This is a genomic window from Streptomyces sp. NBC_00569 (assembly GCF_036345255.1).
Classification (GTDB): Bacteria; Actinomycetota; Actinomycetes; order Streptomycetales; family Streptomycetaceae; genus Streptomyces.
On record NZ_CP107783.1, the window covers coordinates 10,074,417 to 10,096,235 of the forward strand.

General features: G+C 66.6%; 18 protein-coding genes and 7 pseudogenes. 12 read left to right on the top strand and 13 right to left on the bottom strand.

Annotated elements, in window-relative coordinates:
• Positions 1 to 513: 513 nt before the first annotated feature.
• A complete protein-coding gene (locus OHO83_RS45555; RefSeq protein WP_266681596.1) occupies positions 514 to 1,311 on the bottom strand; it encodes an SDR family oxidoreductase in 798 nt (265 codons plus the stop codon).
• A gap of 995 nt (positions 1,312 to 2,306) precedes the next feature.
• Here OHO83_RS45555 and OHO83_RS45565 point away from each other — a divergent pair.
• Complete coding sequence (locus OHO83_RS45565; RefSeq protein WP_266681598.1) at positions 2,307 to 2,780, top strand: TrmO family methyltransferase domain-containing protein; 474 nt, start codon at positions 2,307 to 2,309, stop codon at positions 2,778 to 2,780.
• A 258-nt stretch (positions 2,781 to 3,038) separates the two neighbouring features.
• On the opposite strand, the gene OHO83_RS45570 is transcribed toward OHO83_RS45565, so the two are convergent.
• Positions 3,039 to 3,563: a hypothetical protein gene (locus OHO83_RS45570; protein ID WP_266681600.1), complete on the bottom strand. Its 525-nt coding sequence runs from the start codon at positions 3,561 to 3,563 to the stop codon at positions 3,039 to 3,041.
• Positions 3,564 to 4,193: 630 nt separating this feature from the next.
• On the opposite strand from OHO83_RS45570, the pseudogene OHO83_RS45575 reads away from it, so the two are divergent.
• Positions 4,194 to 4,704 (top strand): annotated as a pseudogene (locus OHO83_RS45575) (transcriptional regulator); the annotation flags it as partial.
• A gap of 234 nt (positions 4,705 to 4,938) precedes the next feature.
• On the opposite strand, the gene OHO83_RS45580 reads toward OHO83_RS45575, so the two are convergent.
• From OHO83_RS45580 to OHO83_RS45595, 4 genes and pseudogenes are all read right to left on the bottom strand, one after another.
• Entirely contained in the window at positions 4,939 to 5,862 is a 924-nt protein-coding gene (locus OHO83_RS45580; protein WP_266681602.1) for a glutaminyl-peptide cyclotransferase, read from the bottom strand.
• Between the two features lie 925 nt (positions 5,863 to 6,787).
• A complete protein-coding gene (locus OHO83_RS45585) occupies positions 6,788 to 6,961 on the bottom strand; it encodes a hypothetical protein (RefSeq protein ID WP_266680035.1) in 174 nt (57 codons plus the stop codon).
• Between the two features lie 333 nt (positions 6,962 to 7,294).
• Positions 7,295 to 7,723: pseudogene (locus tag OHO83_RS45590) on the bottom strand (helix-turn-helix domain-containing protein); the annotation flags it as partial.
• A gap of 30 nt (positions 7,724 to 7,753) precedes the next feature.
• On the bottom strand, positions 7,754 to 8,257 hold the full coding sequence (locus tag OHO83_RS45595; RefSeq protein ID WP_323187167.1) for an alpha/beta fold hydrolase: 504 nt from the start codon (positions 8,255 to 8,257) through the stop codon (positions 7,754 to 7,756).
• 1,118 nt (positions 8,258 to 9,375) lie between these two features.
• Here OHO83_RS45595 and OHO83_RS45600 point away from each other — a divergent pair.
• The 3 genes and pseudogenes from OHO83_RS45600 to OHO83_RS45610 all read left to right on the top strand — a co-directional run.
• Positions 9,376 to 9,648, top strand: a complete 273-nt coding sequence (locus tag OHO83_RS45600) for a hypothetical protein (RefSeq protein WP_266681604.1) — start codon at positions 9,376 to 9,378, stop codon at positions 9,646 to 9,648.
• Positions 9,649 to 9,716: 68 nt separating this feature from the next.
• Positions 9,717 to 9,905: a 4-hydroxythreonine-4-phosphate dehydrogenase PdxA gene (locus OHO83_RS45605; protein ID WP_266681606.1), complete on the top strand. Its 189-nt coding sequence runs from the start codon at positions 9,717 to 9,719 to the stop codon at positions 9,903 to 9,905.
• An 89-nt stretch (positions 9,906 to 9,994) separates the two neighbouring features.
• A pseudogene (locus OHO83_RS45610) lies at positions 9,995 to 10,300 on the top strand (transposase); the annotation flags it as partial.
• A 32-nt stretch (positions 10,301 to 10,332) separates the two neighbouring features.
• On the opposite strand, the gene OHO83_RS45615 reads toward OHO83_RS45610, so the two are convergent.
• Together OHO83_RS45615 and OHO83_RS45620 are read right to left on the bottom strand one after the other, a co-directional pair.
• The gene (locus OHO83_RS45615; RefSeq protein WP_330280687.1) at positions 10,333 to 11,154 is read right to left on the bottom strand and encodes a LysE family translocator; all 822 of its coding nucleotides are present in this window, start codon (positions 11,152 to 11,154) and stop codon (positions 10,333 to 10,335) included.
• A gap of 314 nt (positions 11,155 to 11,468) precedes the next feature.
• The gene (locus tag OHO83_RS45620; RefSeq protein WP_266681608.1) at positions 11,469 to 12,788 is read right to left on the bottom strand and encodes an RNA-guided endonuclease InsQ/TnpB family protein; all 1,320 of its coding nucleotides are present in this window, start codon (positions 12,786 to 12,788) and stop codon (positions 11,469 to 11,471) included.
• 26 nt (positions 12,789 to 12,814) lie between these two features.
• Here OHO83_RS45620 and tnpA (OHO83_RS45625) point away from each other — a divergent pair, with 26 nt between their 5' ends.
• Positions 12,815 to 13,246: an IS200/IS605 family transposase gene (gene tnpA, locus OHO83_RS45625; protein WP_266558385.1), complete on the top strand. Its 432-nt coding sequence runs from the start codon at positions 12,815 to 12,817 to the stop codon at positions 13,244 to 13,246.
• A gap of 340 nt (positions 13,247 to 13,586) precedes the next feature.
• Here tnpA (OHO83_RS45625) and OHO83_RS45630 read toward each other — a convergent pair whose 3' ends face one another.
• Entirely contained in the window at positions 13,587 to 14,576 is a 990-nt protein-coding gene (locus OHO83_RS45630; RefSeq protein ID WP_266681610.1) for a helix-turn-helix transcriptional regulator, read from the bottom strand.
• A gap of 93 nt (positions 14,577 to 14,669) precedes the next feature.
• On the opposite strand from OHO83_RS45630, the gene OHO83_RS45635 reads away from it, so the two are divergent.
• The 5 genes and pseudogenes from OHO83_RS45635 to OHO83_RS45655 form a co-directional block, all read left to right on the top strand.
• On the top strand, positions 14,670 to 15,068 hold the full coding sequence (locus OHO83_RS45635; RefSeq protein WP_266681612.1) for a VOC family protein: 399 nt from the start codon (positions 14,670 to 14,672) through the stop codon (positions 15,066 to 15,068).
• A gap of 1,017 nt (positions 15,069 to 16,085) precedes the next feature.
• Positions 16,086 to 16,325, top strand: coding sequence for a DUF5133 domain-containing protein (locus OHO83_RS45640; RefSeq protein WP_266681614.1), 240 nt, complete (start codon positions 16,086 to 16,088; stop codon positions 16,323 to 16,325).
• A 56-nt stretch (positions 16,326 to 16,381) separates the two neighbouring features.
• Positions 16,382 to 16,785: pseudogene (locus OHO83_RS45645) on the top strand (VOC family protein).
• A 27-nt stretch (positions 16,786 to 16,812) separates the two neighbouring features.
• Positions 16,813 to 16,938: pseudogene (locus OHO83_RS45650) on the top strand (NlpC/P60 family protein); the annotation flags it as partial.
• A 153-nt stretch (positions 16,939 to 17,091) separates the two neighbouring features.
• Positions 17,092 to 17,181, top strand: a pseudogene (locus OHO83_RS45655) (IS5/IS1182 family transposase); the annotation flags it as partial.
• A 31-nt stretch (positions 17,182 to 17,212) separates the two neighbouring features.
• Here the strand turns inward: OHO83_RS45655 and OHO83_RS45660 are convergent.
• The 4 genes and pseudogenes from OHO83_RS45660 to OHO83_RS45675 form a co-directional block, all read right to left on the bottom strand.
• Complete coding sequence (locus tag OHO83_RS45660; protein ID WP_266681616.1) at positions 17,213 to 17,854, bottom strand: DUF6461 domain-containing protein; 642 nt, start codon at positions 17,852 to 17,854, stop codon at positions 17,213 to 17,215.
• A gap of 235 nt (positions 17,855 to 18,089) precedes the next feature.
• Positions 18,090 to 19,112, bottom strand: coding sequence for a LacI family DNA-binding transcriptional regulator (locus OHO83_RS45665; protein WP_266681618.1), 1,023 nt, complete (start codon positions 19,110 to 19,112; stop codon positions 18,090 to 18,092).
• Between the two features lie 40 nt (positions 19,113 to 19,152).
• Positions 19,153 to 19,251: pseudogene (locus tag OHO83_RS45670) on the bottom strand (peptidase); the annotation flags it as partial.
• 44 nt (positions 19,252 to 19,295) lie between these two features.
• The gene (locus tag OHO83_RS45675; RefSeq protein WP_330280688.1) at positions 19,296 to 20,759 is read right to left on the bottom strand and encodes an RNA-guided endonuclease InsQ/TnpB family protein; all 1,464 of its coding nucleotides are present in this window, start codon (positions 20,757 to 20,759) and stop codon (positions 19,296 to 19,298) included.
• On the opposite strand from OHO83_RS45675, the gene tnpA (OHO83_RS45680) reads away from it, so the two are divergent.
• A complete protein-coding gene (gene tnpA, locus OHO83_RS45680) occupies positions 20,760 to 21,206 on the top strand; it encodes an IS200/IS605 family transposase (protein WP_266681620.1) in 447 nt (148 codons plus the stop codon).
• The last annotated feature ends 613 nt before the right edge of the window (positions 21,207 to 21,819 follow it).

The window sequence follows — 21,819 nt, forward strand, 5'->3', positions numbered from 1 at the left end:
CGGCGAAGCGACCCACCGCAGCACCGTTGATGCCGCCACCATGGCCCGCGTCGACCAGGCGCTGCGCGCTGTCCTCGACCTCTAACCCGCCTGTAGCCGCTCTCCCTCGTGATCCCTCCACCCCGTCGCACATCCGACACCACCACCGCCCCAAAGAGGCCCTGTAGCGGGGCCTTCGGCGACTCCGTCGCCGCGCGCGCCCACTACCCGCCCAAATGCTCTGTGAAATGCGGAAATCGATGCTGTGACACTCCGGGCCGGGTGTCGTCGTCTCCGCCGGCAATGACCGAACCGAGGATCGTCCTCTCGGTTAACGGTGGCACCGCCCGTGGTCTCCGTCATTCCGTACCCTTCAGAATGAGAACGCCGACGTCGGCAAAGAAGGAGCCGCCCTCCAGGGCGAGGGCATCACCGTCGCCGTCGAGTGGCAGCGAGCCGCCGCCGGAGACTGGGCCGCCTACGCAGCCGACGTCGCCAACGGGAAGCGCCGTTAAGTCAGGTCCGTGCGCTTGGTCACCCGAGACCGCCGTTGCTCTGGAGAAGCTGTCCGTTGATCCATCCACCCTCTGCTGAGCAGAGGAACGTGACCAAGTTCGCGCAGTCCTGCGGCACACCAAGGCGCCCCAGGGGCGTGAAGCGGATCATGTCCGCCTTCTGCTCCTCAGTCATCCACCCGGTGTCGGTCGGTCCGGGGTTGATCGCGTTGCAGGTCACTCCCAGGTGGGAGAGCTCGCGGGCGGCGGCCAACGTGATCCGGTCCATCGCACCCTTGCTCGCCCCATAAGGCAGGTTGCCGGCGGTGTGGTCACTGGTCAGGCTCACGATCCGCCCGCTGCCATGCTGGCCGCGGAACCGCAGCCCGTACTCCCGGACCAGCAGCCAGGTTGCCCGCGCATTGACCGCAAAGTGAAGGTCAAAGCTCTCCACTGTGGTGTCCAACAGGCCCGAGTCGACCGACTCACAGTGGCAGAGCACCAGCGCGGTGACGTTCCCCAGTTCGCGCTCGACGCTCTCGAAGAGCTGAGCCGGCACAGCCGGATCGCTCAGGTCCGCCTCGATCGCATGCGTTCTCGCCCCAAGGGACGCCACCTGGTTCTGCAACTCTTCGGGCGCCCCCGGCTCAACGCCCCACTGCATCCGCTCGTCATACGGAGTCCAGTATGTGAAGGCCACGTCCCAGCCCGCCCGGACCAGATTCACGAGCACGGACGCCGCGATCCCCGCCGAACGTCCGGCCCCCGTGACCAGCGCAACCGGGCGTCCCGAATCTTCCATGTCCCGCCGCTTCTCCAGGCGCGTCTCACCACTCATGATGCTCATCCTGGTGGGACGCGCTACACACAGCACCCGATTTTCCCAAGCGCACGGCGCATCCGCCACTGAAGTAGGCAGACACAACAACCCCCTTCACGAGGGGGCGAAAGGCCCAAATGGGGCAGATATTCGGGTAGTTCCAATACCCGACTCGACCATCAGCCGAATACCCCACCGAGACCATCGAAGGCCACCGCGCCTTCATCACTCGTCGTCGCGCCCTGCTGAGGAGTACCGACCAACACCGAGTGGGAGGACTTCCTTGGCCACTTCGAGCGCCGCAAACTATCCATTGGCACCTGCGCACGTGCCTACGGCACCACATGCGTCCACGAGCACGCTTGCTTCTCTGAACTACATCAGCTCGGTTGAGGTCTGATCGGCACGTATTGTCAAGTGACGACGTCCACGGAAGCGGGTCGGGGGAACGGCATCATTTACCATCCCAAGGGCCAGTTCGGATCTCGTTGCTCTGCGGCCTCGATCTCAAGACGCCGGGGAACACGCAATGTCCACCATCGAGCACCTCGTTCAGGACGGTCGGGCCATGGAATCGTCGCGCGGCGATAGCGAGCGTCGATGCCATCGAGTTCCGGCTGTCTGATCGCGCGAATTGCGCCTCGCGGCGAGGCTGGCGCTCACTGAGGTACAGCGGTTCGAGGCCTGGGGCGCCGAGCAGTGGCTCGGCATGCGGTCCCAGCTCACGCCGCCCGTCTGAACTCGTGTTCGACCGTGCGGATCCGCTATCCGACACCACTGCCAGGACAGAGTCCAGCGTTGTTGAAAGGCGTGAACATCTCACCAGGCGGAGACGGCCGAACCTCCCGAAGCACTGTCCGCTCTCGTGGACGAAGCCAACATGCGGCAACTCCTGTCGCCCTGCCGTAAGCGCAGCATCCCCGTCGGTGTGCGCTCGACGCCTGAACTGCTGATTTTCTGGGCCAAGTAGATTGACTACAAACGTTGTTGGGGCAGGAGTGGAGGGCTGGGAGATGGCTTTGGAGATCAAGCCGGTCGGGGAAGTGGTCGAGGGCCGGATGGAGGTTGCTGATGATTTCTGGGGTGGCATCGAGTCGGTGATCCGGCTCGATGAGGCTGAGTTCCCCCTAGACTCCGTACAGGGCCTTGCGGAGTTTTCGCATCTGGTTGTGGTGTGGCACTTCGACCGGGCCTCGCCCGGTGATGTCGAGTACCATGCCCGCAGCCCGCGCGGGAACGCGCAGTGGCCGGCTACGGGCACGTTCGCCCATCGCAATCACCGGCGCCCCAACCAGCTGGCACAGAGCTTTCCCCGGCTGCTCAGGGTCGATGGACTCAGCTTGAGGGTGACCGATCTGGATGCGGTGGTGGGCACGAAGATTTACGACCTGTCGCCGTACTTCACCGAGATGGGGCCACGCGGGACGGTCCATGAACCGGCCTGGCCTGGCGAGATGCTGGCCGACTACTGGGCGGACAGCTCCTGACACTGCAATCGGCCGCCGGCCAGGAGGACTGATGCGGGCGCTCAATTTTCCAGGTCGTGAGGGGCGTTGATGAGTGATGATGTCGCAGCGTGTCTGGATATGAGCCTCTGCGGACTCCTCTGGCCGACATCGCTGTTCGTGTCCGAAGGCGAGCGTGGATGTGCATACCCCTGGCCTTTGGGGCACGGCTACGAGAACTTCTCCCACAGGTCAGCGGTGCCGGTGTGGACACGGGATTCATCCACAGCCAGCAGGTCGTCAGACGCGCGGCCCCACAGCGGGATGCGTGACCAAGGAACGGGCCGCAATCTGTAGTTGTGCTTCCCACGCCGCCTCGTCGAGCCCGAGTGTGTACTCGGTGCAGCACGCGCATGGCGGGAGTAGCGCCACGAATGCTTCCTCCTCAGTGGTCTCGACCTCCATCTCCGACCACTCGTCCGATGCCAACTCGGCGAGAGCCGCCTCCCCGGCGGTGAATCGCGTGGCCAGCCTGCTCAGCGCGTATCGTCGGGCCAGGTGGTGATCGGGCAGAGCGATCCTCAATTCTTCGAGAGCCTGCTCGAATATGTCGCGGATGTCCCGGGGGTCCGCATGGCGAGGCAGACCGGCGAGCTCGCACAGGGCCGGCGTGTTCATCCCCATTGCGAGTGCCTGGGCAGCAGTCATCGGTAGGTCTTCCGGACGCACCTGATCCGCCTGATACAGCCACGCTGCCTCCACCAGGGTCGGATGAACGTTGCGCACAGGGCCGTCAGGTTCGGATGTGTCGTCTATCGCTGCCATGGTTCATACGATGCCAGCACTGCTCGCGAGATTGTCCTCGAAGACACATCTGCCGATGCTCGTCGCCTGCTGGGGCAGATTTGCTTGGTGTGAAGCGTTCGCAGCGGGTCGGCGTTGTTGGCTGTCGAGGGGGGCCGTCGCCCTCCTGAGTCATCCGCTGTCCTGCCCAAAGCGCCCGCCTGACAGCTCCGCTGGCGAGCACGTCGAGGCCAAGCAGCGGGGTTCTTCACAGCCTTGCAGCTGGCCTCGGTTGGCGCTTCGGGCCACTCGGAGCTGGCTCCTCTTCCGCCGGCTGCTGGATGCGTTCACGACCGGCTTGCATCGGATCCCGCGATGGCACCCGTCGGTTATCTCCTGCAAGGGCCACGAGTGGCCGTACGGCGCATCGATCGCCAGGACTATGCAGAGCTCAACGTGCTGCAACGGGAGAGTGCGGACATGCTCCGCCGCTGGGTGGGAGCTCGTGAGATGACGGTGGAGGCATTCGAAGGCTCTACGTCCTACGCGTCCACAACGGGCCGCGGTTACACGACCGAAGGGCTGGGGTTTGTGCTCCAGTTCGCCTCAGTCAGCTGGAACTGCACCGGCCGGAGGCGAACATCCAGCCGGACAACACGTCGTCGCTGAACCTCCCGCCAGCTCGACCAGCTCGCCAACTGCATCGCCACACCGGTGATCCCGTGCCGCGGCAGCTGGCCCGCCTGCACTGCCTCACGCGCACCGACCATGCGAAGGCGCCCCCTCGAACGGCCGGCCTCAAGGTCACCGACCGCACCCTCAAGCGCTGGGCCGAGGGCAAGGGCCACCCCCTCGAAGAAGAGCCTCGCCCAACTGGATGCCGTCTACCGGCAGGTACGCCGCCACAACGTCGCCCGGCACCTCCTGCAACGCCTCAACCGGCAAGGCCGCGGCACCCGTGTGGAGTTCCATCCGCTGAATCAGTCCCAAGTTTTCCTGGCCGCTCCAGCATGACGTTTCCGTCCGTACGCTCAATGTGCGGCACTGGGACCGGATGGTGCAGGCGTGGGCGGCCGATGACAACGAGGCCATGGACGAGGCATGGTTCGACGGCATCACCACGGACCTTGGCTCCGACTACGACGCTTACGAGTACGTCATGAACGTCGGCTTCGCCGCCTGATTCCCTGTACGTTCCCAAATTTCGTGTCGGGACCTCGCGGCTGGTGCTGAACGGATGTCGGATCCGACTGGGACGTGCAGGTCGCGCCCGTACCTCATTCGCGTTGAAATGCCGTGCCTGGAGGTCAACCGGCCATATTGGAAACCGCCGGTCCGGCCGGCACTGTTGCATCGGCTGAGGGACCGACGCCGCACAGGGCGGGGAACTCTCAGCCGTCCATCGGACTCGCTGCCCTTACGAGCTGGGAACGAAGGCGACTCGGAATGCGCGAGGCCAGTTCTTACCGGTGATCAGGAACAGGTCCGTTCCTGGGACTGCGGCGATGCCGTTGAGTTGCTTGGCCTCGCGGCGTTCAGAGGGGGTGAGGAGTGCGGAGGCGTCGATGTGTGCGGTGACGATGCCGGTGCGCGGGTCGATGCGCTTGATCGTGTCCGTCGGGTAGACATTGGCGTAGACAAAACCGTCGGGTGCGCATTCCAGTTCGTTGAGGTGTGTCACGGGCTGGCCGTCCTGGCGCACGCTGACGCCGCCCGTCACTGCGAAGGTGGTCGCATCGCGGAACGTGAGCCGGTCGGTGCCGTTGCTCATGATCAGTCGGTCCTGTCCGGCGACACGTTGGTGGCAGAGGCCCCAGCCCTCGCCCTGGTAGGTGACCCGGCCGCGCTCCTGCAGTGTTCGGGGGTCACGTTCGATCGCGATGCCGTTGCGCCAGGTGAGCTGCCAGAGCCTGTCGCCGACCACAGTGATGCCCTCTCCGAACAGCGGCGCAGGCAGTTCGGCGTGGACCTTCGAGGGCCGGCCTGGTGATCCCGCACGCACGGAGGACTGGCCGACCAGGCCGGTGCTCTCGTAGAGAGTGGCATTGCGGAACTCCAAGCCCTGGGTGAAGGCCCGGGGATCGTGAGGGAGGACGTCTCGCACTTGGGCCCGTAGCAGCTGAGCCTTGGCCGTGCGCGCAGTACGCCCATGGGGGAGTCGTTGAATGTGGGGCGAGGGCGCGACGTGCAGTGGGGACGCCGTCTCCCGGCTGTCGGCCAGCCCGCGGTCAAGGGCGTCAGGCGCGACTGGCGGCTGTGCAGGGCGGTCAGGCCAGGTGGCCACGTCCCCTGAGGCACCGAGGAAGATTGCCCCGGCCAGCGTCGCCGTGGCGACCGGCAAGACGAGCTTGTGCACAGAGCATTCCCATCCTGGTTGGTTCACGGCCCAATAGCGCCGACCGGGGGCGTATGCGTGTCCCGGGCGCCGGTTCCAGCCGGGCACGATGGCTGGGGGACGCGGCCGGGCCACCGTCAGGGGCGGGTGACCCGGACCCGCGTGGACGGCGTCAGCCCGTAGTGTTCGTGAAGGTCTGGTTGGTGGAGTTGCTGGCACCGGGGCTGTTGAGGTTGTTGCTGGTGCTGATGTTGCGTTGAACGCCGTGAAGACGCCGTTCAGGTTGATGGGCAGGAGCGACCCACCGCCGCCTCCGTTGCACAGGCCCGATCAGGGGTTACCCGCACACTGCGCGACGAGTGCGGTCGCGCCGGCTGCGCCGTAGCCATGCGGGGCAACAGGGGTGGCCACCTCCGGGCAGTCGTTGCCGGAGGGCGTTTCGTCCGGGCCCTGCCCATGCCCGTCGTCTTACCCCGGACGACGATTCGCCGGAGAAGGTCATCGAGGAGCTCGTCTCTCGGGCCCAGGCTGACGGGCTGCAGTTGTCCGGCGCGGGCCGGCGGGCCAGGTAGGGGCAAGTTTGTGCCGCCCCCGCCTGCCACCTACTGTCCTCGATTCGCACCGGACACTGACGGGCCAGTCCCAGCAGGCAGCTGGTCGAGAACACCGCTCTTCACGCCCGCGTCACCGAACTGGAAGGCGACCTCGCCGCCGCCTGTACCAGCCTGTGCCGCGTGATCCGCGAAGAGAACTTCAACCTGTAGCTCTTCGTTCCACCTGCACACGGCCTGCGGGCGGAGAGTCGACCGGCATCGACTGTGCTTGACCCGGAGTGTTGGGAGTTGCCGGTGTATGCACTGTCGCAGGGTATCCAGCAGTCCGCCGTTGCACTTTGGTTCGGTGCAACGGCGGCTGCGTCGGCAGAGGCGTACTACAGCGCCCGCTCGATCTGGTTCTCGCTGACCTTGTCTTCGCTCATGGTCGCCTCGTTCTGGACGGCGTAGCGAGTCTGCGCCCCGCTGCCCTCGGCGCTTCGGATCTCGCCGCGCTGAAGCTCGTCCTGCTGGTCGCGGTACTCCACGTGCTGTCCCTTGCGGTACGGCATGGATATCTCCAAGTCTCGTGTGGGTGGGCGGAGGCTGGCCCTGCTCTTCGGCAGGGCGCCCGCCCTCTTGGCGCCCGCGAATATCACCGGGCGCACTGACAGCCCACCCCCAACTCCGCCCTACGGCAATCACTGCGGGGCCGAATGGAGGACGCCTCGCCCGCACCCAGGGGCCGAACGAGCTGATCCCGCTCACCTGCAACGAGATACAGCATCTGTTCTTTGCCCCTCGTCGTGCCCGCGTCATGAAGATCGCGTTCTACAGCTGGAGTACTAAAGCGTGTTGCAGAGGGTTGTGTTCGGGCAGGTCAGGGTCGGTTCGGGGGGGGTCTCGGTCCCGTCGATCCGCAAGGTCACGCCTTCCGCGTCGGCGTAGGCGAACACGTCGGCCAACGTCCGCAGGCGCAGTCCAGGCCGGTCGGGGACGGCGAAACCGCGATTGGCGAGCAGTGGGCGGACCTCGCTGATGGCCTCGGTGACGGTGGAGCGGCCGACCCCGTACAGCTCGGCGAGCGCGGCGTGGGGGAGCTGAGTGCGCAGGTGGACCAGCGCGACCAGTACCCGATCGGTGAACGCCAGCTCGTGCTTGCGACCCGCCCCTGCGGAACGGTGACGCTTCCCGCCCCGCCGTCGGTGCAATGCCGACTCACGCCGGGCCTGCCACGGCCCGGCCAACTCCTCGATCAAACCGCCGAGATGTGCCCGCGAAACGCCGGTGAAGGCGGGATGGGACAAGGCTGCACGGGTGCACTTCTTGGTCACAGTGGAAGAACACGTGCGGCCATCAGCACGTCACGGCCTATGACCGCGCTCATGGTGGGGGACAGGACGGAAGTTCTCCCACAGGAACGCCGACACCGCCTCGGTGAACGCCTTTGGCGCTGCGTGGTGGATCAGGTGTCCAACCGGGATGGTGACCACTTGTCCGCCGGGGATACGGTGGGCCAGCTCGGCGACGCCGCCCTGGGGAACATGGCTGTGTGGGCCGCCGGCGAGCACCAGGGTCTTGGCGGTGATCTGGCTGAGTCGCTCCAGCCACCTGGGGTCAGGCACATCGATCTGCCGCCTGACAGCCAGCACCATCTCCCAGTCGAAGGCCAGGACGCCGTCCGGCTTGGTCGGGGTGGTCTGATCCCGGGGACGCGGGATTGGGACGTCCTCCAGGACGAGCCGACGCACCCGCTGTGGATGGTCCTCCGCAAGCAGGTAGGCCACGATCCCGCCCATGGAGTGCCCGATCAGATCCACTGAGCCAAGTCCCAGTGCGTCCAGAAACCGGAGCACATCGGCCTGCATGAGTTCGAGCGAGTAGTCCTCTGGCCAGTCGCTTCGGCCGTGACCGCGAAGATCGGGGGCACCCGTCGACGCCGGGCGAGGGCGGGCACAACTGCCTCCCAGTCGGTGGCATCCTCGCCCAGCGCGTGCAACAGGACGAGCGGCGGAGCATCCGGCGGACCTCACATTTGATAGGCCAGCCGGACCCCGCCAACATCGACCGAGCTTTGATCAACCATGTCCGGAGGGTATGCGGACGGGTCCTACCGGAGGATCGACGTTCACCAGCGGCCGAACCACCTGCCCCGATCTTCAATAGCCGACAACGCCGTTAGCGTGTGCGGATGCCGTCGGTGAACCTGCGTCATTCAGTTCGCGCAGTGGGCCTTGACGAGGACGACCGCATCCTTCTCTGCCGATTCGCGATTCCAGAGCCAGCGCTGACCGTGTATGAGCCCGAAGCCGATCAACCCGCCGCGCCGACGTGGCCTGCTGAAGTGGCGCTCCTGCGCCCGTCCGTGCCAGAACACGGGCACACTGAACGCAGAAGACGCTCGGGACGGCGACTACACCCAGGCCCACCCCCGAGCCCTGCGGCCCTGTCATTGCCCCCGGTGACGGGGCCGCTTCACGCCTCGGCTACTTCTTCCACGCTCACGTCCGGCAGTCCCGCGACGTGAACAACTGGCCAGCCTGCACCGTCGCCGTGATCGGCCGGGCCGCCGTCGCGAACTGGTTGTCGATGATCGTGCCGTCTTTCCGAGTCTGCTCCCAGTAGCAGTCCGCGAGGTCCCACGACACTGTGTAAGTGCCCGGCGGAGCCACATCTTCTTTGCTCGGACCGGCCCCCGTGACGATCTCGCCTGGTTTTCGGCGGCGACCGATCGCATGAAGGTGGGGCACCTGTGCCGTGGCCCGTGAGTGGTGGTGCATGTGCAGGGCGGTGGCGTTCGAGGGACTGCATCGCTGTCGCGTAGATATGACTATTTGAGCCGAATGAGAAATAGATCTGCATTTCCTAAGAGGCGGTGTTCTGCGGTGATTTGGTGGTGTCGGAGGGTGAGGATCAGTGCGTGCCCGGCCGAACGGTCCGGGCAGTGCCGGGGCGTCAGCCCCGGTTCGTACGGAAGGGTCTGAACATGATCAACGGGTTGAAGAGGGCAGCGGCCCTGGGGGCGGCGACGGTGGCCCTGGCGGCGGGCGCGGTCGTCGGCGCGGTCGGCACCGCGTCGGCCGCTGCGCAGGACCATCGCCCGCCGGCGGCGTCGCACCACTGTGTGAAGGTGGCGGGTCACTGGGCACGGCAGTGGCACCCGGCGTTCCGGGACCGGCACCACCGCTGGCACCGCGGCCAGTGGATCCGCGTCTGGCGTCCCGCCCATCAGGAGTGCCACCGCGGGCCCCGTGGCTGACGCCGGCACCCGCCCGTAGGGGGCGGCGATCCGAACCGGAACCGGCCCCGGCGTGTCCCTTCCAGGGCGTGCCGGGGCCGGTTCGTCGTGTCGCACCCGCTCGCCGCTCAGGTGCGGTCCTGGAGGCTGGGCTCGGCACCCCGATCTGCACGCCAGCCCACGGCACGGCCTTCGACATCGTCGGGGCCGGCAAGGCGAGCCTCAACTCGATGCGCAACGCCTACCGGGTCGCGCGTCGACTCACGGACAAGGCGTGAGGGCGAACGCTGCGTTGTTGGACGCTCGGCGTCGTGCCGTGGGGCGCCGTGACCTGCGGCTGTACATGAGGTCTCACCTCGTGTACCTGCCGGTCAGTCTCACGGTCGCGTCGAATTATTCGTCCCGCGCGATCCGTGAACACCTGCGCAAGCGCGGCATCCGAGCTGTGATCCCCATCCCGGCAGACCAACGCGGTCATCGACTACGTCGCGGGAGCCGGGACGGCAGGCCACCGGCCTTCGACCGCGAGACCTACACGCAGCGCAACGCCGTCGAGCGGTGCATCAACCGCCTCAAGCAATGCCGAGGAATCGCCACCCGCTACAGGAAGACCGCCACCGTCTACCTGGCCGGACTGCACGTCGCAGGGATCTTTCTCTGGTCAGCCGACTGATCCAACCGAAACCGCCTGAGATCAGTTGCCCCCTAAGCTTCGATAGCCAGGCGCAACCCCAGCCCCACCAAGAGCGCCCCGGAGACCTGTTCCATCCGGCGCCGAACCGACCGCCGCTGAAGCACTCCTCCGACACGTCCGGCCAACAAGACCAACGGGAGGTACCAGATCAAGTCGACCACGGCCCAGATCGCCGAGAAGGCGAGCAGAGTCGGAAGAACAGGTGCTCCGTGCGGCACGAACTGCGGCAGGAAGGATACGGCGAACACGCCGGCCTTCGGATTGGCGAAGTTGGTGACCAGGCCATGCCAGTACGCCCGCGGAAGCGACACGGGGGCTGCTTCCGCTGGTGCCTGATCCGGCTGTCCCGCTCGTCTCGCCTGCCACACGGCACGCGCCCCCATCCACACCAACACCGCAGCGCCAGCAATCCGGATGAGATCGTAGGCGACCTGCGAGGCCAGCAGCAGGGCGGAGAGACCGAAGGCCGCGGCGAGGCCCCACAGCAGTACCCCGCATTCGTTACCCAGGACCGTGACCAATCCGGTCCTCCGGCCGTTCATCACCGCTCGGCGCAGGATCACGACCGTGCTTGGCCCCGGAACCATGGCGACCAGGAACGCCGCACCGACGAACGCAACGACGGAAGTCATCATTGAGGCAGCATCGCCAAGCGTGTTGGTGCGCCACAAGACTCTTGTCGGCCCAGCTGCAGACGAGTTCTGCAGATCGAGCAACGAGACGAAGGCCACGGTCGGATTCACGCCGCGAAGAAGCGCGGAATCGGATGGACACGGCTCGGGACGATGGCCGATGATCTCCGGCATGATCCGGGCCGCCACTGTGGACGACATCGCGGAGAGTCCCGCGGTGATCCGCGAGCTCGCCGAGTGCGAACAGTACGTACGTCCGTTGTGTCACCAGGGGCAGCGGAGGAGTTGCCTGCTCTGGCCGCCCCACGCTCCACAGCGCCTGGACCGCCTGTGAACTTGTCGCTGGGCAGGATATGTGGGCGCGCCGTCTCGGCCGAGCGGCGGAATGAATCGCCTGCATCGCGTCGTGACCGCGCCTGTGGTCAGCCGCCATCCGGATTCGGTTTGGAAGGGAAGGGATGCCATGCGTTTGAAGTGCTCTCCTCCCTTCACAGGCTCAGGAAGGAGATTCCTGCCTACCTTGCGGCAGCGGGCTTGACGCCACGGGTGCGCCTGACGACTGCCCTCCCGGCAGCCGGGATCGCCACGAGGCCGATCCGGTACAGGTGCAAGACGTTCCGGGCCGCGTTCCAGTCGGCGTTGCCGGACCAGCCGCAGTCGGGGTTCTTGCACACGAACGTGGCCTGGTCCTCCCTGCTGCCCGCTGTGGTCAACCCGCAGGCTGAACAGCGCAGGGAGGTGCCAGGGGCGGGAACCTTGACGAGGGTGCCGCCGTGGCGGGCGGCCTTGTACGTCAGCATGGTCACGGTGCGGCCCCATGCCTCTTGACTGATGGAGCGGTTCAGGCCGGACTTCTGCGCGACGTTCTTCCCGGGTTCCTCGATGGTGCCCTTGGCCGACTTGACCATGTTCGTGATGGTGAGTGCTTCGACCACGACCGTGCCGTACTGCCTGGCGATGGCGGTGGTGGTCTTGTGCTGCCAGTCAACGGCACGGCGCGTGGCTTTTGCGCGGAGCTGCTTGATCTGGTCGTAGGTGCGGTTCAGCCGGTTGGAGCTGCGCTCCTTCGGCTTGCGGAAGGACTTGCGGTGCGCGGCGCGCTGTTCCAGGCGAAGCAGCTTGGCCTTCTCATCCGGGTTCAGCCACTTGTCCCGGTCGGCGGTGCCATCCGGGAGCCGGGCGGGTCGTCCGTGATCCTGATGGTTGCCATCGGACAAGGCAAGGGGAAGATTGACCCCGGCGTCGATGCCGATCTGAGGGCCCTTGTGCGGGGCAGGCTTTGATTCCAGAGTCTGGACGCGGAAGGCGATATGCCAGCCGAGCCCGTCTTTGACCAGCCGTGCCCCGGTGATCCGGTTCTCCCTGTCGGCGAGCTTGCCGACGGGGAGATCCTTGGTCCAGCGGAAGCGGACACGTCCGACCTTGGGGATGTTGACCATGCCCCACCGTCGGTGCACCCGCTTGATCTGGAGATCGCGCCCCTGCGGGATGTCCACCGACATCGCCGTGCGTAGGCGGGCCTTGAAGTTCGGCTCGTCCGCACGCCCGTCCCAGCAGTTCCGCCACGCCTGGAAGTACGTCTTGAGTACCGCCTGCGCGGCCTGCGCGGGCAGCACCGCGTACCAGTCGATCTCCTTGCGGGCCTGCCGCAACGCCTGATCCATGCGCGTCAGAGCGCGCTGACACTTCGGCGTCATCTGCCACAGGTCGTGGAGCTGATTCCACATCGCGCGTGCCGCGTGCGCCTGGTCATCCATGAGCCGGACCTGTGCAGGCGTCAGCGCCAGCCGGGCGCGGTGCCCGAACTGCCGCTTCTCCCACACGAGTTCGCCCATGACAATCACCCTACTACAGTTGGCTTATGTCACCACGATGGAACCCGAATCCTGACGTACGCACCGGCCGTCACGTCGTCTATAACCTTCACGTCCACTTGGTGTTCGTCACCAAGTATCGGCGTAAGGCATTCACCGACGCCATGCTGACGCGCACCGAGGAGATCATGCGCGACGTCTGCACCGACTTCGAGGCCGAACTCAAGCAGTTCAACGGCGAGCAGGACCATGTCCATCTGCTCGTGCACTATCCGCCCAAGGTCCAGCTCTCCAAACTGGTCAACTCCCTCAAGGGCGTCAGCTCCCGCAGGCTTCGCCAGGAATACGACAGCCACGTCCGCCGCTACCTGTGGGGTGGACACTTCTGGTCCGGCTCTTACTTCGCCGGATCCTGCGGCGGCGCACCGCTGACCGTCGTCAAGCAGTACATCGAAAACCAGCAGCGCCCCACCGGCTGAGGACAACACTGCGGACCCGTGCGAACGTGCGGGTCAGAGCAGCCCTGAGATGGCCTTCACCCCCGCCGTAAACGGCGGAGCACTGGCCAAGATCAAAGGTAGAAAGAGCTCGCCTCAGCCGTCAGCCGCTGCAAGCCTGTGTCGAGGTCGACTCCGCCTGCCGGCGCGGGTCGCGAACGGACGGCAGCAGTGCTGGTGCTGGTCTTGATGTCGCTCGGCTCAACGATTCCTCCAGGGGGTAACCCCCCGGGGTTCCTCGCAAGAGCACGCTGAACGTCGTCCGCGGCGTCACCGGCGGCGTTTTCTAGCTGTGCCATCTCATGACATTGGTTCCTCGCTGTCAGGCTTGGCGGGCGTAAGACGCGAGGCGATCGGCGAGTTCGATGACGAGGTTGCGCAGTTCATCGGGCCGCTCGATGACGAACGGCCGGTCGAGTGAGGCGAGTACCGCAGGCAACCAGTCGAGCCGCTCCGCCCGCAGCTCGACGCGCCGCCAGCCGTCGGTTACCTGGTCCTCGCCTGCCAAGGGCTCGAGCTCCACCAGGCTCGCGACGCTGGCGGGAAGGTGGGCACGGATCTGCTCGACTGTTCCGTGGATCCGCAAGGTCACCTCATGCTGGTATTTGGCCGCGGCAAACCCTGACAACACGCGCAGTTCCGGACTGAGCCCCGCCGGTGTTTCGAATGAGCCGGGCAGGGTCCGCGCGTCTGCGATGCGATCGAGTCGGAAGGTTCGGTCCTCGCCGATCCGGGCGTCCTTGCCCGTGACGTACCACCGGCCCGAGTGGGCGACGATCCCGCACGCGTGCAGTGTGCGTTCGCTGCGCCGTCCGTCGCGGTCGGTGTAACGGATCGAGACCGGTCGGCGGTGGCGCACCGCATCGGCGATGGTGAGCAGGACCCCGGTGTCCGGAGTGTCGAGCTCTCCGGGCTGTTCCGTGAAGGCGAGGGATTCCAGGAGTGTGTCGAGCCGGCGGGCGATGTGTTTGGGCAGCACCCGCCGGATCTTGGCCGATGCAGTCTCGTTTGCCGTGTGTTGCGTCGTCGTCAGCCCTGCTCGACGGCCGGCGACCAGGCCGAGCAGCACGGCCAGCGCCTCGTCGTCGCTGAGCATGAGCGGAGGCAAGCGGTACCCGGGGGCGAGCCGGTACCCGCCGTAGCGGCCGCGCACGGATTCGACGGGCACGTCCAGGTCGATCAGATGGTGCACGTACCGCCGCACGGTGCGCCCTTCGACGCCGAGCCGGTCGGCGAGTTCGGCCACCGTCCGGGTGCCGCCCGACTGAAGCAGCTCCAGGAGGGTCAGGACGCGGCCGGCGGGTCGAGGCATGTTCGCAGCCTAACGCGAATACAGGACCGATTCTGTCCTCTATTTCTCCTAGCCTGCGAAGCGCACGCGTCCAGCACAGCCAAGGAGATCCCCATGAACTTCGTCTCGATCCGCATCATCACCGGCGACGTAGCGCGCCTCGTCGAGTTCTACGAGCGAGCCACTGGGGTCCGGGCGACGTGGGCCAATGAAGGCTTCGCCGAACTCAAGACCGCGGGTGCCACCCTCGCGATCGCCGGCACCCGCACCGTCCCGCTGTTCGCCCCAGGCTCTGCCCGCCCGGCGGACAACCACAGCGTGATCACCGAGTTCCTTGTCGACGACGTGGACCGCGTCCACCAGAACCTGACCGGCTTCGTCACCGACATCGTCAACGAGCCCACCACGATGCCCTGGGGCAACCGGTCGCTCCTGTTCCGCGACCCCGACGGCAACCTCGTCAACTTCTTCACCCCCGTCACCCCGGCAGCTATCGAAAAGTTCGCACGCTGACGCCAGGTACAGCCGCTCACACGGGAGCCCTGACATCCCAGGGCTTCCAGTGAACGCGGCAGCCGACTCCAGGAGCGCCACCAGCAGGGTGCACGGGAACGTACCGCTGTCCCCGAAGGGCGTCTGCGCTTGTGCCTGTGGATCGACGCCGGACGTCCGATCTCCGATGCGGTGGCGTTCATGCTTCAGAATCACGGGTTTCTAGCGGCTTTCCCACGCCGACACGACGGGCAGACGCCATCAACGCGTGCTCCTGCCCCGATATTGCGACCTCGGTGACGGCTTCACCGGCGCCGGTGCCAACACATCCAGTCCAGACTTCCCGCCGCGGGGGGAAGCCCACACGGGTGCGGTGAACGTCTCACCCATCCGCACCACCGCGAGAGGCCTTGTGGGCGGACAGGTGGTGCGATGGAAAACGGGGGTGTCGTCTACCAGGGAGCTGGTCATGCACGAGATGTGGGTCGGAGCGGACCTCGCAGACGGTGGGCTGGTGTGGCACGTGCTGGTGGCTGACACGGTCACCACGCTGTGCGGACAGTCCACGCAGCATGAGGGGGACGCCGGACACGACTCGACCGACCGGCACTGCCTGGAGTGCATGACTGCGCTGCAGGACAACTTGCAAGCGGCGAGGAGGGCTTGATGTGCAGCGGTGGCCACCGAGCGCTGATAGGGAGACAGCGAATCGCCGACGCCCGGAGGGTGGCCCCTTTCCGGCGCTGTTCTTGAGCTGATGCTTGGTCATCATCGAGCGCCCCTGTATGTTGCGCGCCCGTACCGTACGGTCGGCGCCGCGGGCCTGTTTGTAGCTGGGTGGGTTGAAGCCGAGTTCACGGTCACCTCGGTAGGCAGCGAGGGCTTCGAGAACCGGGGCGTGTAGGTACCGCGCGAGCCGCGGTCCACACGGCCTCCGAGCCGCCTTGCCGCTGCGCCTTGCGACGTATAGGGAAGCACACGCCGGGCACTCGCCCGGCGATTTCTTGTGTCACCTGAACCGTACGAGGAGGACCCACCATGCTGATGGCGCACCCGGCCGTTCTGCCCGGCCTCGTCGCCCAGTACGACACGTTGCGGGCCCTGGAGGCCGAGAACGGAGCTGAATCGGTACAACACCGCATGGACGACACCGTCTACGCCCTGTGCGTGGCCACCGGAACCAGTGACGTCGACGCCGCGCTGATCGCCGCACAGCACCATCTGCCGGGCGCACGGCCGGAAGACGACACTCTTCTCGCTGTCAACGCCTCCGGATGAAATCCAGTTTGACCAGCCCACATGCGGGGACCCGACCCGTGACTCTAGGAGGGCCCATGGAGCTGGTCAAGACCGGTGCGATCGTGCTCGACTGTGCGGAACCGGAGGAACTCGCCTACTTCTACAAGGAGTTGCTGGGGGCCAAGGAGTGCCCTGATGGCACGAGCAGCCGTACGGACATCGAGGCTCCGAGCGGTCTGCGGATCGGCTTTCGCCGGACCTGAATGCCACCCCGCCGAGCTGGCCGCGACCGGAGGACTCGTTGCAGGCGCATCTCGACTTTTTCGTAGACGCCGAGGATCTGGACGCCGTTGAGCGGCGGATCGTTGCGCTGGGCGGCCTTCCGGTCGAGGCGTCGGGTCGTAGTGGTGGTCCGACTGCGGCCCGGCAGTACGCCGATCCGGCCGGCCACTCCTTCACCGTCCGTTCGTCCGTGCGCCAGGGGCCCAAGACCGACTGACTGACGAACCGGGGAGGCACCGTGCAGCGCGGCGTCTACGACGTCGGCATCTACGCCGGGAAGGGGAGGATCTGGCACTCGCTGAAGGCCGGTGACGTGGTGCGGCTCCAGCGGATCTGGGCGAAAAGCGTCTGGTACGGGCGCGTGCGCTAGCGCGGCCTGACGGGTCCCCGGGAGCCCTGGGGGCCCGTCAGAACTTCACCACACCGGAGGTCTTCGCCATTCATCAAGACCCACGCGTCAACAACGCTCATGCTCAATACACCTAGAGCGTGTCTCTTTGATGGGTTGATCTGTTGATTGGATATGCCTGTCCGGTTAGTGATCACTGATGCGATGTGGGGCCGGATCGAACCGCTGATGCCGTCCGATCCGGTCCGTGCACGACCGTGGGCCGCTGGTCACTCACCGGTCAAAGAGGCGGGCTCTATTCGGCGAGCAGGACGGCCGGCAGCGGGGCCTCCAGCACCAGGCCCCGGGGCAGTGTCAGACCGAAGTGTCGCTCCAGCACTCCGAGGACGGTCCGGTGCACCTCGCGGTCCGCACGCTCCTCGTCTGGCAGGCCCTCTGCGCTCAGCAACTCCTTCACCTTGCCTGCGACTTCGGGGTCTCCGACGACCTGGCCGTTACCCCAGGAGTCATCCAGGTGCAGATTGAACGAGCACACCCTCCGGCCGTCCCGGTGGTAGCGGAAGGTCGGCGGCACCGGCTTGCCGTTCTCCTCCTCGTACTCCAGCAAAAAGACCTCGGCCTTGCCCTCGGAGATCGCCGGATCGTCCCTGAATTCCCCGAACCAGCCCCCGTACGCCACCGCGAAGGTCCACTCTCCGCTCACCCCCAGCCGCAGCCCGATTCCGTCCCAGGCGTCCCCGTACTCCGAGTCCAAGGCCTCGACCAGCCCGTCTCCGGTGAGCTCCCCGACCGGCTCCACCGTCCGCTCCGACCACTGGGCCGAGGCTGCGATCCGCGCCGCCAGCTCCTCGACCCCGAGCCCTCGGGCCAACGTCACGCTGTAGCCGCCGAAGGCGATGCTCTGTGGCTCCGCGAGCCAGGCGATTCCGTCCGTCATGCAGGTGATCCTGCCGCACCGCACCGACACACCCCGCCCCGGGCTGCCGGACTGCTCTGACCCGGCCGCCTACCCGGCTTGATTAAGGAGACAGCCCTTAGCCGCCCCTGCGCCTGCGGGGATGGTCCGGGCGTCGCACTACGACGAGCTGCCCACGGTGGGTCGCCCCTGCGCCTGCGGGGATGGTTCCTCGCCCATCCGGACGTATTTCGGCCGGAGAGGGAGACCCCACAGCTCAGGCGGACGCCCGAACCACGAGCCGGGTCGGCACGACGACCGACGCGGGCCGGGCGGTCCGCTCGAAAACCAGCCGCGCCATCAGTAGCCCCATTTCCTCCACGTCCTGGTGGACGGTGGTCAGCGGCGGGTCGGTCGATTCCGCGATGTCGGCCAGGTCGTCGAATCCGACGACGGCCACGTCCCCGGGCACCCGGCGCCCTCGCGCGCGCAGCGCCTCCAGTGCGCCGGAGGCCATCAGGTCGGAGGCGACGAAGACGGCGTCCAGATCAGGACACCGGTCGAGCAGCACGGCCATGGCGTCGGCGCCGCCCTGCCGGGTGTAGTCGGCACGCTCGATCAGCTCCGGCGCCGCGTCCGGGAGGACGTCCCGGTAGCCGGCCAGCCGCTCGGCGGCGGACTGCTCCTGGTCGTAGGGGCCGGTGATGGCGGTGATGCGCCGGCGTCCATGGGACACGAGGTACTCGACGGCCTGCCGGGCTCCGCCGCGGTTGTCGCCGTCGACGTAGGCAAAGGCCGGTTCGGTGTCGCCGGCCCGCAGCAGCGGGCGGCCGCCGAAGACGGCGGGCAGACCGAGCCGGCCGATCATCTCGTGCAGCCGGTCGCCGGGATGCAGGGAGAACAGGACGGCGCCGTCGACATGGCCGCCGCCGAGGTAGTCGGCCACGCGCGGGAGGTCGTCCGGCCCGTCCAGGAACAGCAGGACGACCTGGGAGCCGCGCCCCGCGAGTTCCCTGCGGACGCCTCTCAGCAGGCAGTCGAAGTACGGGTCCAGGAAGAGACGGCCGTCGGGCTGGTCCGCGACGACGGCGACGGCGCCCGTGCGGTGGGTGACCAGCTGGCGGGCGGCCTGATTGGGCACGTAGTCCAGCTCGGCGATCACTTCGCGGACGCGCACCACGACCTCGGCCCGCACCCGGGGCTCGCGGTTGATCACTCGCGAGACCGTCGATCTCGACACCCCCGCGCGGCGCGCGACGTCCTCGATGGTGGGGCGCTGTCCGTGTGGCCGTCGCTTCAACACCGTCTCCGATTGGGCGAGTTGGTCGGGCGTACGGTGATCAGTATGCCTCGACGACCGGGACCTTCTCCTGGGTGACCTCGCCCTCCACGATCCGGTACGAGCGGAACTGGAATTCGCCGAGGCCGTCGGTGTCCGCGAGGAGACCAGGAGTAGTGATGTTGGGCAGGTTCGGCTCGTAGGTCATGCGGACCTGATGGCGGATCGTCTCACCTGCGTGAACGTCTCCTTACACGCCGAGCCCTGTGAGCAGCCTGATGGAATCCCGAGTGGGCTTGCTGAACGATTGAAGTGTTCTCCCTCGTGAACGAGGGAGATTCCTGCCTGCCTTGCGGTGGCGGGCTTGGCGCCACGGGGACGCCTGACGACTGCCCTCCCGGCAGCCGGGATGAGCGCGTGGCCCGTCCGGTACAGGTGCAAGACGTTGCGGGCCGCGTTCCAGTCGGCGTTGCCGGACCAGCCGCAGTCAGGGTTCTTGCACACGAACGTGGCCTGGTCCTGTCGGCTGCCCGGTGTGGTGATGCCGCAGGCCGAGCAGCGCAGGGAGGTGCCGGGGGCGGGAACCTTGTGCAGGGTGCCGCCCTGGCGGGCGGTTTTGTACGTCAGCATCGTCACGGTGCGGCCCCAGGCCTCCTGGCTGATGGAGCGGTTCAGGCCGGACTTCTGTGCGACGTTCTTCCCGGGTTCCTCGATGGTGCCCTTGGCTGACTTGACCATGTTCGTGATGGTGAGTGCTTCGACCACGACGGTGCCGTACTGCTGGGCGATGGCGGTGGTGGTCTTGTGCTGCCAGTCAACGGCGCGGCGCGTGGCTGTTGCGCGGAGCTGCTTGATCTGGTCGTAGGTGTGCTGCAAGCGGCGGGAGGTCTTCTCCCCGTTCTTGCGGTGCTGCTTGCGCTGGGCAGCACGCTGTTCCAGGCGCAGCAGTTTGGCCTTCTCGTCCGGGGTCAGCCACTTGTCGCGGTCGGCCGTCCCGTCGGGGAGACGGGGCGGGCGGCCGTGGTTGTGGTGGTTGCCGTCGGAGAGGGCGAGGGGCAGGTTCACCCCGGCGTCGATGCCGACCTCCGGCCCCTGGTGGGGCTCTGGCTTGGCTTCGAGGGTCTGGACGCGGAAGGCGATGTGCCAGCCGAGAGCGTCCTTGACCAGCCGGGCACCGGTGATCCGGTTGTCGGTGTCTGCCCGCTTGCCGACCGGGAGGTCTTTGGTCCAGCGGAAGGGGACCCGGCCGATCCTGGGGATGTTGACCATGCCCCACCGGCGGTGCACTCGGGTGATGTTCAGGTCCCGGCCCTGCGGGATGTCCACGCTCATCACCGTGCGCAGGCGGGCCTTGAAGTTCGGCGCGTCAGCACGGCCGTCCCAGCAGTTCTTCCACGCCTGAAAGTACGTCTTCAGTACCGCCTGCGCGGCCTGGGCGGGGAGCACGCCGAGCCATTCGATCTCCTTGCGGGCCTGGCGGATCGCCGCATCGGCAGCAGCCAGGGAACGCTTGCCCTTGGGGAGCATCGTCCACCAGTCGTGCAGGCAGTTCCACATGGCGCGGGCCGCATGCGCCTGGTCATCCATGAGCCGGATCTGTGCAGGTGTCAGCGCCAGCCGGGCACGATGCCCCAACTGCCGCTTTCTTTGCACACGTTCCGTGGTCACGTGACAACTCTACAAGTCCGCCTACCACGCTGGAATCCAAATCCCGACGTACGCACCGGTCGTCACGTCGTATACGACCTGCACGTCCACTTGGTGTTTGTCACCAAGTTCCGGCGCAAGGCGTTCACGGACGACATGCTGACCCGATGCGAGGAGGTCATGCGCGAGGTCTGCCAGGACTTCGAGGCCGAACTCAAGCAGTTCAACGGCGAAGAGGACCACGTCCACCTGCTGGTGCACTACCCGCCCAAGGTCCAGCTCTCCAGGCTGGTCAACTCCCTCAAGGGCGTCTCTTCCCGCTACCTGCGCAAGGAGTACGACGCGGATGTCCGCCCGTACCTGTGGGGCGGCCACTTCTGGTCCGGCTCCTACTTCGCCGGAAGCTGCGGCGGGGCACCACTGACCGTCGTACGCCAGTACATCGAGAACCAACAGCGCCCCGTTTGACCCGGCCGAGGCCACAGTGCAGACCCATGCCCCAAGCCGAGGTCAGAGCAGTATTGAGATGCGCTTCACCTCCCCCGTGAACGGGGGAGCACTGCGCAAGATCAGAGGTAGACCTCGTTACGACTCACTGCGGCGACCTGAGCACTCATCACGCCCTCCCCCTGTTGTCGTTCTGCAGCGGTCGATCCTATTGGTGGGGCAACCGGCCTTGTGAGGAAGGCCCAGTGACCGGAACGGACGGCTGCGCCAGTACCCGATCCTGCGCGGGTTTGCGGGACAACCCTCAGGCGCCGGTGACCGGCACCTGAAAACCCGTCCCCGGTGCCGACCAGGAGACACAACAGAAGACCGGCCCTCGCGATACGTAGGGGCCGCCGGTCAGCTTCTGGGGGCAAGCAGTGTCAGCTGTCGTGATGCTTCTCCGCCGCGGCGCGCAGACTGTAGGCGAGACGACGGGCAATGCCAGCGTGCTCGGTGACCTTCTCGGGTCCACTCGTAGGGCGACCGGGACGTGACGGTGGCGCTGGTACGAAGAACGATCAGCCACCCGAGCGGACGATTGCCCCCAAACGCAGAGCGTGGAAGTTTAGTGACTGCCTGTAATTCATCGACC

Excerpts from the sequence above, each read along its gene's own strand:
- OHO83_RS45600 (WP_266681604.1), top strand. The coding sequence starts at position 9,376 with ATGATCAACGGGTTGAAGAGGGCAGCGGCCCTGGGGGCGGCGACGGTG.
- OHO83_RS45620 (WP_266681608.1), bottom strand. The coding sequence starts at position 12,788 with ATGGGCGAACTCGTGTGGGAGAAGCGGCAGTTCGGGCACCGCGCCCGG.
- OHO83_RS45555 (WP_266681596.1), bottom strand. The coding sequence starts at position 1,311 with ATGAGTGGTGAGACGCGCCTGGAGAAGCGGCGGGACATGGAAGATTCG.
- OHO83_RS45565 (WP_266681598.1), top strand. The coding sequence starts at position 2,307 with ATGGCTTTGGAGATCAAGCCGGTCGGGGAAGTGGTCGAGGGCCGGATG.
- OHO83_RS45570 (WP_266681600.1), bottom strand. The coding sequence starts at position 3,563 with ATGGCAGCGATAGACGACACATCCGAACCTGACGGCCCTGTGCGCAAC.
- OHO83_RS45640 (WP_266681614.1), top strand. The coding sequence starts at position 16,086 with ATGCTGATGGCGCACCCGGCCGTTCTGCCCGGCCTCGTCGCCCAGTAC.
- OHO83_RS45635 (WP_266681612.1), top strand. The coding sequence starts at position 14,670 with ATGAACTTCGTCTCGATCCGCATCATCACCGGCGACGTAGCGCGCCTC.
- OHO83_RS45630 (WP_266681610.1), bottom strand. The coding sequence starts at position 14,576 with ATGCCTCGACCCGCCGGCCGCGTCCTGACCCTCCTGGAGCTGCTTCAG.
- tnpA (WP_266558385.1), top strand. The coding sequence starts at position 12,815 with ATGTCACCACGATGGAACCCGAATCCTGACGTACGCACCGGCCGTCAC.
- OHO83_RS45615 (WP_330280687.1), bottom strand. The coding sequence starts at position 11,154 with ATGTCGTCCACAGTGGCGGCCCGGATCATGCCGGAGATCATCGGCCAT.
- OHO83_RS45660 (WP_266681616.1), bottom strand. The coding sequence starts at position 17,854 with ATGACGGACGGAATCGCCTGGCTCGCGGAGCCACAGAGCATCGCCTTC.
- OHO83_RS45585 (WP_266680035.1), bottom strand. The coding sequence starts at position 6,961 with ATGCCGTACCGCAAGGGACAGCACGTGGAGTACCGCGACCAGCAGGAC.
- OHO83_RS45595 (WP_323187167.1), bottom strand. The coding sequence starts at position 8,257 with ATGCAGGCCGATGTGCTCCGGTTTCTGGACGCACTGGGACTTGGCTCA.